General features: G+C 36.6%; 11 protein-coding genes. 6 read left to right on the top strand and 5 right to left on the bottom strand.

The features are described from left to right. Positions 1–45: 45 nt before the first annotated feature. The 4 genes from GH741_RS00160 to GH741_RS00145 all read right to left on the bottom strand — a co-directional run bounded on the left by GH741_RS00160 (position 46) and on the right by GH741_RS00145 (position 4,074). Complete coding sequence (locus GH741_RS00160; protein ID WP_338079176.1) at positions 46–912, bottom strand: RNA polymerase sigma-70 factor; 867 nt, start codon at positions 910–912, stop codon at positions 46–48. Continuing rightward, positions 899–2,197, bottom strand: a complete 1,299-nt coding sequence (locus GH741_RS00155; RefSeq protein WP_153734755.1) for a phytoene desaturase family protein — start codon at positions 2,195–2,197, stop codon at positions 899–901. Before GH741_RS00155 ends, GH741_RS00160 begins: the two co-directional genes overlap by 14 nt. A 124-nt stretch (positions 2,198–2,321) precedes the next feature. Continuing rightward, a complete protein-coding gene (locus GH741_RS00150) occupies positions 2,322–3,557 on the bottom strand; it encodes a hypothetical protein (RefSeq protein WP_153734754.1) in 1,236 nt (411 codons plus the stop codon). Beyond that, positions 3,544–4,074: an RNA polymerase sigma factor gene (locus GH741_RS00145; RefSeq protein WP_153734753.1), complete on the bottom strand. Its 531-nt coding sequence runs from the start codon at positions 4,072–4,074 to the stop codon at positions 3,544–3,546. The genes GH741_RS00150 and GH741_RS00145 overlap by 14 nt, the downstream gene beginning before the upstream one ends. 398 nt (positions 4,075–4,472) lie before the next feature. Here GH741_RS00145 and GH741_RS00140 point away from each other — a divergent pair, with 398 nt between their 5' ends. From GH741_RS00140 to GH741_RS00130, 3 genes are all read left to right on the top strand, one after another. Then, positions 4,473–5,687: an MFS transporter gene (locus GH741_RS00140; protein ID WP_153734752.1), complete on the top strand. Its 1,215-nt coding sequence runs from the start codon at positions 4,473–4,475 to the stop codon at positions 5,685–5,687. Between the two features lie 287 nt (positions 5,688–5,974). Continuing rightward, positions 5,975–8,578: a cation-translocating P-type ATPase gene (locus tag GH741_RS00135; RefSeq protein WP_420809379.1), complete on the top strand. Its 2,604-nt coding sequence runs from the start codon at positions 5,975–5,977 to the stop codon at positions 8,576–8,578. 382 nt (positions 8,579–8,960) lie between these two features. Beyond that, a complete protein-coding gene (locus GH741_RS00130; protein ID WP_153734750.1) occupies positions 8,961–9,869 on the top strand; it encodes a tetratricopeptide repeat protein in 909 nt (302 codons plus the stop codon). Positions 9,870–9,944: 75 nt separating this feature from the next. On the opposite strand, the gene GH741_RS00125 is transcribed toward GH741_RS00130, so the two are convergent. Beyond that, entirely contained in the window at positions 9,945–10,346 is a 402-nt protein-coding gene (locus tag GH741_RS00125; protein WP_153734749.1) for an SET domain-containing protein, read from the bottom strand. Positions 10,347–10,957: 611 nt separating this feature from the next. On the opposite strand from GH741_RS00125, the gene GH741_RS00120 reads away from it, so the two are divergent. The 3 genes from GH741_RS00120 to GH741_RS00110 all read left to right on the top strand — a co-directional run bounded on the left by GH741_RS00120 (position 10,958) and on the right by GH741_RS00110 (position 14,272). After that, positions 10,958–11,584 carry a cysteine hydrolase family protein gene (locus GH741_RS00120; RefSeq protein WP_153734748.1) on the top strand — a complete coding sequence of 209 codons (627 nt, stop codon included), beginning with the start codon at positions 10,958–10,960 and terminating at the stop codon, positions 11,582–11,584. A 224-nt stretch (positions 11,585–11,808) separates the two neighbouring features. Further along, complete coding sequence (locus GH741_RS00115; protein ID WP_205677294.1) at positions 11,809–13,551, top strand: two-component system sensor histidine kinase NtrB; 1,743 nt, start codon at positions 11,809–11,811, stop codon at positions 13,549–13,551. 289 nt (positions 13,552–13,840) lie between these two features. Next, positions 13,841–14,272, top strand: a complete 432-nt coding sequence (locus GH741_RS00110; RefSeq protein WP_153734746.1) for an RbsD/FucU family protein — start codon at positions 13,841–13,843, stop codon at positions 14,270–14,272. Positions 14,273–14,303 lie beyond the last annotated feature (31 nt).

Here is a 14,303-nt window from a genome sequence, read left to right as displayed (position 1 = left end):
AAATGCTCAGTAACTCGGGTATATTAGTTATTCCTTAATAACAACTCAAATAATCGAAGGTAGTTTGTCAGGGTTCATAGTAATGTAGATTTCTTTAAACTTATTGTTAAAAATATAGAAGCTGATAACGCTATGAATCTTTTCATCTGAGTAGCTCACGATCCCAGGCTGTCCATTGACATTTTCGATGTTAAAATAAACGTTACTTGGAAGCTTGCTTGCGACACCGAATAGAAATGCTAGAACATTTGAGTTTGATTGAATTGGACGAAGAGCTGCATTGACTTTGCCACCGCCGTCAGAAAACAAGGTGACCTTTTCGGATACAAGTTCCAACAACTCATCGGTATTTTGCTTCTGAAACGCTTGAATAAAGCTATCAACAATCGATTTATTCTCCTGATAATTTAAGCTTTCTCCAACAACAGATGATAGTTTTTGTTTTGCACGACTGAATAACTTTCTGCAGTTTTCTTCCTTTTTATCTATGATGTTAACAATCTCTGAATAGGAGAAGTCAAACCCCTCTTTTAATAACAAAACAACTCGTTCATGAGGTGTTAAATGCTCCATCATCCGTAAGTAGGCAATGCTTAGCCCCTCTTTTTCTAAAACAGCTCTTGAAGGTTCACTATCTTGGAATTGGGATATCAGTAATGGTTCGGGATTCCAAGGTCCAATATAATGCTCGCGATTGTAACGAGCGGATTTTAATAAATCCAAACACCTATTGGTCATCATCTTGCAGAGGTAAGCTTTCTTGTTATCAAGCTTTTTTTCTTCTATTTGATGTGCTCGTAAGAAGGTTTCCTGGACAATATCCTCAGCGTCTGTAATTGATCCTAATAAACGATAGCCTAACGAAAACAACAATGGTTGATATTGTTGATATTCATCATTACTGATTTGCACTTAAACTCCTCTTTTCATTTTGGATTAATTCTTTGGCTGCTCGTTTTCCACTAGTGACTGCGCCTTCTGACAAAATAGAATCTGGTGATGCCCAATCACCCGCAATGAATAGTCCTGGGATTTCGGTTTCAGAACTTGAGAGCATTTGCTCATCTCCGACTTGAGGCAATCGCTGATTAACGGTAATTTGAGTTAGATATCGACTAGTAATTTCATATTTGCGCCAGTCTGGCTGTAACCTTTCTAAGAATCGCTCTAACTCAATTTTAACATTTTTTCTATCTGTAATATCATTTGGGTGGAAGTATTTAAGGACATGTAGCACTTTGCTCTTTCCATCATCGGAAAGCTGAGCATAATTGGAATGGACAGAATAATAAAATGGTTCAGTTATTCCCATCGCGAATTGGAGATCTGGATTTGGAAGTTGACTTAAAGCGACGTCTAAGGTCGCCGCGGTAACGGGTTCAATTTGTCCCCTGAATTTATGCCTGTTATCTAAGATTTCTTCAGGTAAAATGCTATTTAGCGCATGTGGACCGATAGTACAAATGACTTGCTTCGCGTAAATCTTTTTATCACCCGCAAGAATTAGCTGATACTGATTGTTATCATCAGCAGAAATTTGCTTAACAGTTTGCTGCAATCTAACCTCGACCCCAAGCTTTTCAGCTCTTGTTTGTAGCTGATCGATTACGGTTTGCCAACCACCATCTAGATAAATGACACCTGCTAAAGCACGCTGCATATGTGAGACGATTACTTTTGCACTGGCTTTTTCTGGTACATGACAATATGTTGCTAGCCTTGATAATACCAATAGTAATGATTGTACTTTTTTAGAATTTGCCGTCGTCTCAACCCAACGCTTGAGAGTAAGTCCTGTTAATTTCTCTGTATCTATCCTACTTAGCTTCATCAAGATCATCATCCATTCCCTGCGCTCTTTCCAGTTCAATAGCTTTGTTGTAGCAAGGCCAAATGGGCTTAGTGGTGCATTGTAATTGATACCATCCTCAACTAACACACCATCTAATTTTGGGGTGTTCCCATGTAGTTTAATCCCTAATTCATCAAAAATTTGTTTTGCCTTGCCTTTCTTATAAAAGGCATGAGGACCCAAATTAAAATACTGTTGACTAATTACATCTGTTTTAGCACGTCCCCCAGTTCTTTTCCCTTTTTCTAATAACAATACTGACATATTAGCGTCGGTTAAATAATTGGCTGCAACAAACCCGGCTAATCCACCACCAATAATGACAACATCCCATTTTTTAGTCATAAAAAACCCCTCCTTTTGTTCAATCATTAAACATGACGAGGGAGAGAGTTCTTCTGTGACAGATTTTGAAAAAGAAAATAACCGTAGCACAATGGCAAAACGGTTATTTCCTAAGTTAAATTAATTAGATTGTCCACTGGTCCTTTACGATTGCTACTAATTTCCAGCTACCATTTTGATCTTGTTCAAAAACAAGATTGACACTGGACCAATCCATTCCATCATATTCCTCTGTACCTGAATGGTAATATTCGACTACTGTAGATTCAGGGAAGACCTCCTTAAGGTTATTTATTGAATTACCACGTTGTTTTACTTGATCGACAAGTATCTCATCCGGTTCAAGAAGGGCTTCAATATCTAGGAATTGGTCAAAGTATTCATTAGGTGTTAATTCAATTGGCTCACCACTACCATCAGAATGTCCCCATAAATATTGTTCATTGTCATTTAAAAGAGTTGCGACTTGGTTTTTTTCAAATACAACTGCATCTTCTTGAATAAATACATAAGGGGAGAACAGCAACCCTTTCTCAGGATGAACTTGCTCGGCTAATGACTCCATATTCCTATTGTGAATTGCTTGAATAATAGTTTCAGCTTTTTCCTCAATCGTTAGTTCTTCCTCTTCTTCTTCGGATTCAAGATTATTTGAATCGATTTGACTAACGATCCATTTTTCATCTCTCCATTCGGAGTGAAAAATCAACTCCTTGTGACCAATTAGCTCATTATTTCGTTCCTGAATTATCTTATAATGTTCATCGTTTACTCGTTCAACCGTAAATTCGGTGTCCTCTGCTAACCACGTTGGGGCATCTTTAGCAATTAAATAGACTCCATCATCCTTTTCTTCTACATAAGAGTCAATCGTCCTTGAGGCTAGGTCAGCTGACATCACTTCGGATAAGTGACTGTGCACTTCACTAATTGAATCAAAGGTTGTAATCAACCCATCACTATTCCTTGCTTCTGTTAACGAAACAAATGCTTGCTTGTAGTTGGTCATGATTTCCCTAGCTTTTTCTTCATCAAATTCCGGTACTGCGGAACTTTCTGGTTCCTGTTGTTCTGGTTCTTGTTGGGGAGGATTGTTAACCTCTTCATCCACTTCTCCAGTATTCTGATTAGTATTAAAAAAAGTGTTGACGCCTAAAAGAATAAACAGTACTAGTGCCGCTACACTTACAGTTCCAATCATCACTTTTTTCATGACAATTTCTCTCCTTTTAGTTTTTTTTACTTTTTGAACGGAGGTCATTAAATTTTGATGGATTTTTTCTTGACTAGACTGGCTCAATTTGTGAGTAGGGAAATCCCTAAGCTCTCGTTCAATATTATTTGGATCATGCTTGTTCATGTGAAATCCCCCCACTTTGTGCCTGTCTTAATGCTTTAATTGCCCGATGATAATTAGTCCTAACTTTTGTTTCTTTCCAGTTTAAAACTTCAGCAGTTTCTTTAACTGATAATCCTTTTATTCCTCTTAAGATTAGAACATCCCGGTAGCTTTGTTTTGTCATGTTAATAGCGTTATATAATTGTTGTTTTTGTTCATTTTGAAGGAGGATTTCTTCTGGTGTTTGTTGGTTATCATTATCATTCCAAATCCGTTCATCAAATGACAGGCTATTTTTCCTAATTTTGTTTTTCTTCTTCCTTGCTTCATCAATAGCGACGTTGCGCGCAATACTAAAGATCCAGGTTTTCGGACTTGCCTTGTCTTCGAAGGAATTTATGCCTTTTCCTGCTTTAATAAACACCTCTTGAACTAAGTCTTCAACATCAGTTGTACCGGTATAATAAACTAAGAAGTCATATACATCATGACTGTATTGATGAAACCATTCGGAAATAGTTGAGCTAATCTTATCCATGTCCCATTCCTCCGTTTTTGATTTCACTTATTAGACGTGACAATTTATTAATTGTGTCACTTTTGAAAAAAACAGGTTGATCGATATAAAACAAGAATTCTAGTTATATTTCTATATATTATAATTTTTGTTCCAGCTATGTCCGTAAAAGTAGGTCGATTTAGTTGAAAAATCCTAGTTTTTCAGCAATGTTTCTTTACTATAAACAATTCAGAATTTTATGTTAATCTTCAGAAAACTGATATATTAAAATAACGAGTGCTTCTTACTTTGAATTTTCCCGAATTATATCTAATTAAATCACTATTATAATTTACAATAAAGGTGGGGTTGACCTGGTTATTAAAAGCAACTTCAAAAATTTCTACTATGGCTGGGTAATTGTTTTTATCGCAGCAATGGGTGTATTTTTTTCGGGACCTGGCCAGACGTATTCGAATTCGATTTTTGTTGATGAATACATCAAGGATTTTGGTTGGTCGAGATCTCAAGTATCAGGCTTATATTCTATCGCTACATTATTTGCAGGTTTTACGATGATTCTTGTTGGACGGTTTATTGACCGATTTGGGCAACGGACGATGATGGTGATTGTTGGTTCAGCTCTTGCCGCTGCTTGTTTTTTTAATAGTGCGGTAACATCGATGTGGATGTTTGCAGTTGGTATCTTTTTGATTCGTTTGTTGGGTCAGGGGAGTATGTCGCTAATTCCGAACACATTAGTGGCTCAATGGTTTATTGAAAAAAGAGGACGTGCAGTAAGCTTTATATCATTAGGAAGCTTTGCGAGTGCCATGCTCTTTCCGATTATTAACACGTGGTTAATTCAAACGTGGGATTGGCAACTAGCGTGGAGGTTCTGGGGTATTATGTTACTAGTTGTATTTGTACCTCTTGCTTTTTTCGGTGTCAAAAATCGCCCAGAGGATATCGGGCTAGTTCCAGATGGGATAAGTGAGCCCAAAACAAGAGATTCTGAGACAAAGAAGGGTAAGGATTATCTGGATCCAGAGGTGAGCTGGCAATTAAATGAAGCTGTCAAGACGAGGGCATTTTGGATGATCTTGATTTGTGTTGGTATTCCGTCGATGATTAATACCGGTATTACCTTTCATATTATCTCCATTTTTGGGTCCAATGAACTTGAGCCTGAGGTTGCTGCGATGGTATTAAGCTTAATGGCTGTTGTCGGTATTCCAATGTCATTTATTTCTGGATTTATTACAGAAAAAATCAAAACGAATTATATGCTTCTAATGGTTTTTGTCATTGAAATTATTTTGCTATTATTATTGCTGATCATGAGCAACTTTGTTATTGCCATCACAGTAGGGGTACTATGGGGAATTGGAAATGGGTTTGGTCGGATTGCCACTAATGTGATTTGGCCAGATTACTTTGGAAGAAGGTATATTGGAAGTATTAATGGCGTAGGGGTAACAATGGGTGTTGCTGGCTCAGCATTTGGTCCACTTCCGTTCGGGTTTGGTTTTGATTTCTTTCATAGTTATACACCCGTTTTGCTAATCTCGCTAATTTTTCCATTGATTGGTGTAGTTTGTTCACTACTTGCAACTAAACCAGAAAAAGAGATGACATCAGTTAATGGGTAAAATAAAATAAGACGTAGTGTATTTACGTTTATTAGGATTAATTCACTCTACCACAACTAATTTTCACAATTTTTCATACTATTGTGACACACTTTAAATATGGAAAAGTTTTCTTTCTGCAATAAAAGGGTATTTAGAGAATTATGTATAATAGTAAAAAGAGAAAAATACATACAACATTGACTTAATACACAACCTAATGATTAATTTCTACATAAAAAGCAAACAGTACTAGATAGGAAGGGAGCATTCCAATGGACTTCTATCGTAATAGCTCAGAAGATGTTATGAAGCATGTCGAATCAACGAAAAATGGTTTATCTAAGGAAGAAGCGAAAAGTCGTCTAGAAAGAGATGGCTATAATGAGATTGAGGATAAAGAAAAAGTTCCGACATGGAAGTTATTTCTAGAAACCTTAAAGGACTCAATGGTAATTGTCCTCCTTGTTGCTGCTGGCGTACAGCTCATTTTGGGAGAAGTTGTTGAGTCAGTCATTATTTTTATTGTAATATTGCTAAACTCTGTTATTAGCGTTGTACAGACAAGAAAAGCGGAGAGCTCACTTGATGCACTCCGAGATATGTCAGCGCCTGAAGCAAAGGTTATTCGTGGTGATTCTAAGCAAACCATCCCAGCGAGGGAGCTTGCTCAAGGGGATATTGTTTTGCTGGAGGCGGGTGATTTTGTACCTGCCGATGGTCGTTTGTTTGAAAGTGGATCACTTAAAATCAACGAAGGAATGCTTACTGGTGAGTCAGAGGCTGTAGAGAAAAATACAGAGGCAATCGAGGAAGAGGCTGTCCTTGGTGATCGTCGAAACATGGTATTTAGTAGCTCACTAGTTGTTTATGGTCGTGGATCTTTTGTTGTTACTGGAACAGGAGAAAAAACAGAAGTCGGCAAAATTGCTGATATGCTATCAACGGCCGAGGAAAAGCAAACACCATTGCAACGTAAACTAGACGTATTCAGCAAGAAATTAGGAATTGGTATTCTGATTCTATGTATCGTTATTTTTGGAGTAGAAGTCGGGGGTATTTGGTTTGGTGATACGCCTGTTGACACAACAACAGCGATTCTTAATGCTTTAATGTTTGCAGTTGCTATTGCAGTAGCTGCAATACCTGAAGCGCTACAATCGATTGTCACTATCGTAATGTCGGTAGGTACAAATAAAATGGCAAGACAACATGCGATCATTCGCAGACTTCCTGCTGTAGAAACGTTAGGGTCCACTAGTGTAATTTGTACAGATAAAACAGGTACATTGACGCAAAATAAAATGACTGTAACAAACTATTTTGTGGCAAATGGCTCAAATGAGAACTTACCAGAAGATCCTGATAATTGGAGTGAAACAGAGCGACTTCTAGTTAATATTGCTGTCCTTTGTAATGATTCATATATTAACAACGAAGGTAAGGAAGTAGGGGATCCAACCGAAGTTGCTTTAATTAATTTCGCTAACAATAATAATAAGGATTATAACGAAATCCGGGAAAGCTATCAGCGAGAGGCAGAACTACCATTTGATTCGGATCGGAAACTGATGTCAACAGTGTACACGATAGATGACGAAAAGCTACTATTGACTAAGGGCGGGCCGGACGTAATGTTTGACCGTGCCAGTTACATACTAGTCGACGGAGAAGAGCAATCCCTGACAGATGAATGGTTGGAGCGACTTAAAAAGGCTAATGAGGATTACTCCGAGCAGGCACTTCGGGTGCTAGCCTATGGCTATAAGAAATTGCCAGAAGGAAATGCTGATGTTGACCATGACGATGAAAATGATCTTGTTTTGGTCGGTCTAACGGCGATGATGGATCCTCCACGGGAAGCTGTGTACGATTCGATTGAACAATCTAAAAAAGCAGGTATTCGCACAGTAATGATTACCGGTGACCATAAAACAACAGCACAAGCGATAGCTCGCGAAATTGGCTTGATGGATGAGGACGATATTGCTGTAACCGGACAGGAACTTGATGCGATGTCTGAAGAGGAATTGGATCAAAAGCTTGAAAAAATTTCTGTTTATGCTCGGGTATCTCCAGAAAATAAAATAAGAATCGTTAAAGCTTGGCAGAAGAAAGACCGTATCACCGCAATGACTGGTGATGGTGTAAATGATGCACCAGCATTAAAGCAAGCTGATATTGGAATCGCAATGGGTAGTGGTACCGATGTGGCCAAGGATGCCTCCGCGATGATTTTGACAGATGATAATTTTGTGTCAATCGTTAAAGCTGTCGGTGTCGGTCGAACTGTTTTCGATAATATTAAAAAAGCAATTAGCTATTTGTTTGCAGGTAATTTAGGTGCAATCATTGCAATCTTATTTGCAGTATTTCTAGGCTGGACTGCACCATTTACTGCTCTTCAGCTATTGTTCATCAACCTTGTTAATGATTCACTTCCAGCCATTGCCTTAGGTATGGAAAAGGAAGAGCCAGATGTGATGAAACGAAAACCTCGTAATATTGATGAAGGAATTTTCTCTGGTAGAACGTTACAGGCAGTTATTACACGCGGTCTACTAATCGGTATTGCGGTAATTATCTCGCACTTTATCGGTTTGCAGCATTCAGCGGAAATGGGTATTGCGATGGCTTTTACAACTCTAATTCTGTCACGTACACTTCAAACGTTTGCCGCTCGTTCCAATACGCAAACAGCTTTTGGTGCAGGATTCTTTAGTAATAAGTATGTGATAGGAGCTGTTCTTGTTGGCTTTGTGCTTTATGGAATCACCATTATGCCGTTCGCTCGTGATGTGTTTGATATCCCATCTACATTCGGCTTAAATGAGTGGGCAATTGCAACAGGTCTAGCAGTTAGTTCAGTAGTTCTTATGGAAGTAGTTAAAGTGTTACGGAATCGGAAATAGAATTAAAGAAAGATTAAAATAAAAAGTTAAGACTAAATAATAATGAGGATGGGTCCAGTTAAATCGGGTCCATCCTCATTTGTATTTAGACTTGATTAGCTTCCTCCAACAGTATGTATAAGGCTGGACCGGATACAAGTAATGACACCTACAATCTAATTCTTCCATGGCTATATTTTCGTTTGTATACTGAAAATGTGTCTAGTAAGCATTAAAAGCACATAAGCAGGGTAATAGGGTAGTATGATTTTTTAAAACTACGTTCAGCTGAAACATATGAATAGATAAATTTATTAAGATTCAACATATTAACTTGTTGTTCAAGTTTGCTCTCCACATACATATCTTTTAACAAGTGGTGTTTTAAAAAGGAGTATGTACAGTGGAAAAGGTTAGACTAATTACTTGGTTGATTATATTAATGATGCTAATTGGGCTTAGTCTGATTAAGTTCTCTCCAATAGATCTGTTTTATTCAAGTCAAACAGTTCAGAAGTATTATAGCAGTGAAAATTATGAACAGGCTTTAGAATATGTAAATCGAAGAATTGAACTGTTTCCAAGGGACAGTGAGCTTTTTAGTGAAAAAGGATACATTTTAACAGAAATTGGAAAGCCACAAAAGGCCTTAGAAGCCTTAAACCATGCACTAGCAATTAACCCAAGTCTAGATCCTGCCCTAAATAACAAATCATTTGTTTTATTTCAGCTAGGAAGATTTGAGGAAGCATTAATTTATGCTAGACAATCTATTGAAATTAAACCCAATAAGGAAGCAGAATACATAAATTTGGGAAATATTTTGTCTGCAATGGATAGGAACCAAGAAGCACTTACCTACTATGAAATGGCTTTATTAATAGACCCGACTAATTCCCATGCACTATATGGAAAAGGAAAATCCCATTATTATCTAGATGACTTAGAAGAAGCATTAGCTTTTTTTCATAAATATAATAAATTGGTTCCAAATGATATCGATGTACTGTGGTATTTAGTTTATACCAATGATCATATGGGAAGGTTAGATGCAGCATTACAAGTTTTGAACCAAATTCTTGAATCAGACCAAACAGAAGCCGAAGCGTATTATTATAAGGCATCATTACTGTTTGAATTAAATGAGGAGAAAAAGGCATTGGCTGTTTATGATGCAATGATTGAAAGGTTCCCTGAAGAGACTTCAGGATATTACGGGAAAAGTCGTAGCTTAATACGTATGGGAAAAATAGAAGAAGGATTCAACCTTTTAGAGGAGGCATCACAATTAGAAACCATCACAGGCAAATGAACTTGTTGTTGGAATTGAAACACCCCGGACCAAATGAATGGCCGGGGTGAGTTGTGGATATGAATTTTTAATTTATTATTCCTCTTCGGCAAGTGATTCAAGGTCCATGTTAAACCATAAAGGATCCTTGTTATCGACATCCCCGTTATAGTTAATTAACACTTCTTCACCAGCTTTTATATCTGTATGAGCAAAAAATTCAAACGTGTGGTTTGAAAAGTTAATATCATAGTCAGCATTCGGTGTGTATGAATGGTTAAATAGCATCCCGTAGCCTAAGACGACTGCAGTATGGTTTTTACCGTACTCATAGACATAGTCTTCTAGTACAGTTTTCTCAATATATTTGTGCTCTCTGTTTGGATAAGGGACGACTGGTGCGACGTGAATCATTTCGCCTTTTTCTATGTCGCGCGTAGCAAATACCCCTCTGTTAAATTCACCATCGCTGAGTGTGGAAGTTTTTATTTCAATCATGTTTATCACCTGCAAATTCTTATTATAGTTTATACCTTATTTTAAGCTTGACAGTTAAAATAGGCAAATGCAACTGGTTAATCTTAACAAGTTGCGAAAAGGTCTTTTACGGATTATATTTTGATTTCGAAGTTTATGATAATTGTGACGTAGCGTAGCTACTAGTTGAATTGCGCTTCGGGCAGTCGCTTTCCGCGGGCAACGCTTCAACTTCCTCGGAAGAAAACCACTTCCTCCGGGATTTTCAGCCGTCGCTTTTCCCGCAGGAGTCGACTGCCCTGCGCTTCAATCATCATATAAGTATAGCTATTGTTTTAGTTTATTCTAGTTATCACTCATTTTATAAAGGACGGTAGGAAATTACCATATTAGTTACGTCGGAGTCTATAGATATTCTGTCAAAACATATTTTAGAAACATCCTTTTTTTACATGGTTTCGTGTAGTCTTAAATAGAAGTCCGGTAGAGAAGGGAAATCTCTGCTGGCTTTTTAATTTCTAACAATATCGTGACAAGTGGTTTTTTCGTACAGAATAATGTGTTAGAAGTATATAAAAAACCTTATATCAGCAGTACAATTATTAGGTAGAACTATTAAGGAGGCTATAGTTATGAGCGATTTATCTTTTGTGAAATCCAAGAGTGCTTTGTTGATCATTGACATGCAAAATGCATTCATTCACCCAAATGGGTCATTATCAAAGATGGGTCTTGATACATCAAGAACATCTCTAGCGATTGAACCAATTATGTGGCTGAAAGAGGCATTTAAAGCGGAAAAACTGCCTGTCATATATATTCAACATACACACCGTCCAGATGGAACAGATGCAGGGATGATTGCCAAGGTATTTCCACCAATAATGGAACTGGGTCATTGTGTGGAGAATAGTTGGGATGGTGAAATTATAAACTCATTAAAACCTGAGAATGAAGATTTCATCGTGAAAAAACACCGTTTCAGTGCCTTTTACAATACACAATTAGAGGAAGTTTTACGCGGATTATGTGTGGAACAATTGGTAGTAACAGGAGTAGCAACAAATGTGTGTGTGGAATCAACAGTTCGAGACGCCTTTTATCGAGATTATAATGTGTTTGTGCCAAGAGAGGCCACCCATTCCTATACAGTGGAGCAAGAACAAGGTTCATTTGCAAATTTTGAATTTGCTTTCGCACGAGTTGTATCAATAGATAAGATATTAAACGAGGTTGTTGGTCCAAGTAAAGTGTTTTAAAATTTATATATAAAATAATTTCTTTCTGTTAATAACGAGTGTTCCTAGCACACGTTATTTTTTTGTGATGTAAAGACTTAATCCTAATTCAAACTGTATATTTTTGTCGAATTTTGTCTTATAATAATTGCTTTAACGGTGAGGATAACTTAAAATTGCTAGTACGAGGTTAAAACTACCCTAAAATACAACCAAAAAGAGGGTGACTCTTCTTGAAAGCATCTATGAAAACCACTAAATCTTATATACTGATCACCTTAGTACTGGCAGGTAGTTTATTTTATTTACATAATGTTCATTCTACCTTTCTAGAGATCGCTAATTCTCCTGGTTGGCTATTAACTATCTTGTTAGTTTGTTCAATTGTTCTTGCAAATCAACATATGGTAATTCTTCCGCCATATGGAAACGCGCTTTCAATGGATTCATCTATCTATTTGGCATCTGTTTTTATTTTCGGATTAGAAATAACGTTAGTTTTGTTATTTTTAAATAGTATTTATGAGATTATTTTTCAAAGAAAATCTATCTGGTGGAAACACGTATTTAATTTTGCGATGTACACCATGATGATAAGTGGCTCCTACTATTTGTTTGTTTTCTTAGGTGGAGAAGAAGGATATATCAATGCAATGAGTTCTTTTGCGTACTTATTATCATTGATTGGTTATTTTCTTATTAATGTCATTTTAATGGGTATTTATTTTTGGACGACTTCATCATCATCGTTTAATTTGTTAGAATTGATTTACAATAATTCAATAATAAAGAGCCTAGTTGAAGTACTTCCTAATTATATCGTTACACTTGCCTTAGCTTTTGTTTTAGGAATACTTTTAGAGGCACAACCTATTTTTGGATTAGTTCTATTTGTGCTATTAATGATATTATTATCCTTATCTTTTAAAAAGCATTTTAATTTGTTTGAAAATGTATCTAACGATCGTACTTACAGAGAACAAATAATGAACTCGGTACTTGTTGGAATTGTTACTATTGATGAAAAATCTACCGATATTTCACTGAATTCATCCGCAATAAGTCTGCTTGATGTAACACAAGAAAAATTAAAGGAAATAATGCTAGGCAACTTTAGTGAACAGTCTGAAAACAAAGAGTTTTGGAGAATTTTACGATCAAAAGAAGTGGTTCAAAATATTAAGGTATCTTACAAAAAAGGACCTAAAACACTTGTGTTGTTAGTTTCACAATCAGAACTTAAAAATAATTCGAATGAAGTTATTGGTAGGGTATGCCAACTTAATGATATAACAGAAAGACATCAACTGGAAAAAAGAATGCACCAATCAGAAAAGCTGGCTGCAGTTGGAGAGCTTTTTGCTGGAGCGGCTCATGAAATTCGTAATCCACTAACTGTCATTCAGGGTTTTTTAACCCTTATGAAGAATACTTTCTCGGAAAAGGAAAATAGTAGGTACCATGTTCCGTTTATGTTGAATGAACTTGACCGGATTAACACGATTGCTGAAGAAATGCTAATGCTTGCAAAACCAGGGGAAATTAAGTTAGAGCAGGCTTTTATAAAGGATATTATTGAAGAAATCATCCACAACTATAATCCGTCTACCTTTAAACATGACATTCAAATTGAAACGGACCTAGATGATACACAGTTGCTACTTGATCCGAAACAAATAAAACAAGTAATGTATAATTTAATAAGAAACAGTAGTGAAGCCGTGGTAGAAAGAGGAACTATTTTAATTTATAGCAAGAAGTTGCAGGATACTTACCAGCTTTATATAAGAGATACTGGAACAGGTATTCCTACTGACATACAACAAGTAATCTTTGATCCGTTTCTGACAGACAAGGACAACGGAACAGGTCTGGGATTATCAATCGTTCAAAGGATTATCGAGAATCATAAAGGTAAGGTTGAGTTGTTTTCGAGTTCCGAGAGCGGCACAACATTTCTAATAACACTACCATTACCGCCAAAATAATAAATTCAGAAGCGACCAGTTTTGGTCGCTTTATTTTATTTATGATAAATAAATTTAACGAGAGTTTAAGTACCTACAAAAGTAAAAGATTACAGTAAAATTGCACTTCTTTGCCTTGCAATTTGCAAACGGTAAGTCTATTTTTCAAGAGATTTCCCCATTAAAATCACAAAATTAAAATGTTCGACCAGAAATAATTGTTGCAGTTTTCTGATAATGTCATATAGAATTCAATTAAGGTTTGTTCAACTAGCAAACTTGTACATTCTAATTTTAGAGGAGGATATTTATGTTAAAAGGAATTCCAAAAGTCTTGTCCCCAGATTTAATGAAAACGCTTTTAGAAATGGGACACGGGGATGAAATTGTGCTTGGAGATGGAAATTTTCCGGCAGCAGGCAATGCTCAGCGACTTATTCGTGCAGACGGACTTAATGTTCCGGAATTACTAGATGCAATTTTACAATTCTATCCACTAGATACATATAGTGAAAATGCTGTTTCACTCATGCAGGTAGTTGATGGTGATTCGATTGAACCAACTATCTGGGAGGAATATCGTTCAATTGTCAAAAAACACGATGAAAACTTTGAAGACTTCGGTTATGTAGAACGATTTGAATTTTATGAGCGAACTAAAAAGGCCTTTGCTGTTATTGCGACTAGTGAAAAAGCATTATATGCAAACATCATTCTTAAAAAGGGCGTTGTAACCGATTAACTATATTATCTAGCCAATCAGTCAGATAAAG

Origin of the sequence: Aquibacillus halophilus, assembly GCF_009649745.1 — a bacterium.
In the GTDB taxonomy this organism is placed as follows: Bacteria; Bacillota; Bacilli; order Bacillales; family Amphibacillaceae; genus Aquibacillus; species Aquibacillus halophilus.
This window is presented reverse-complemented; position numbering and strand designations above follow the sequence as displayed.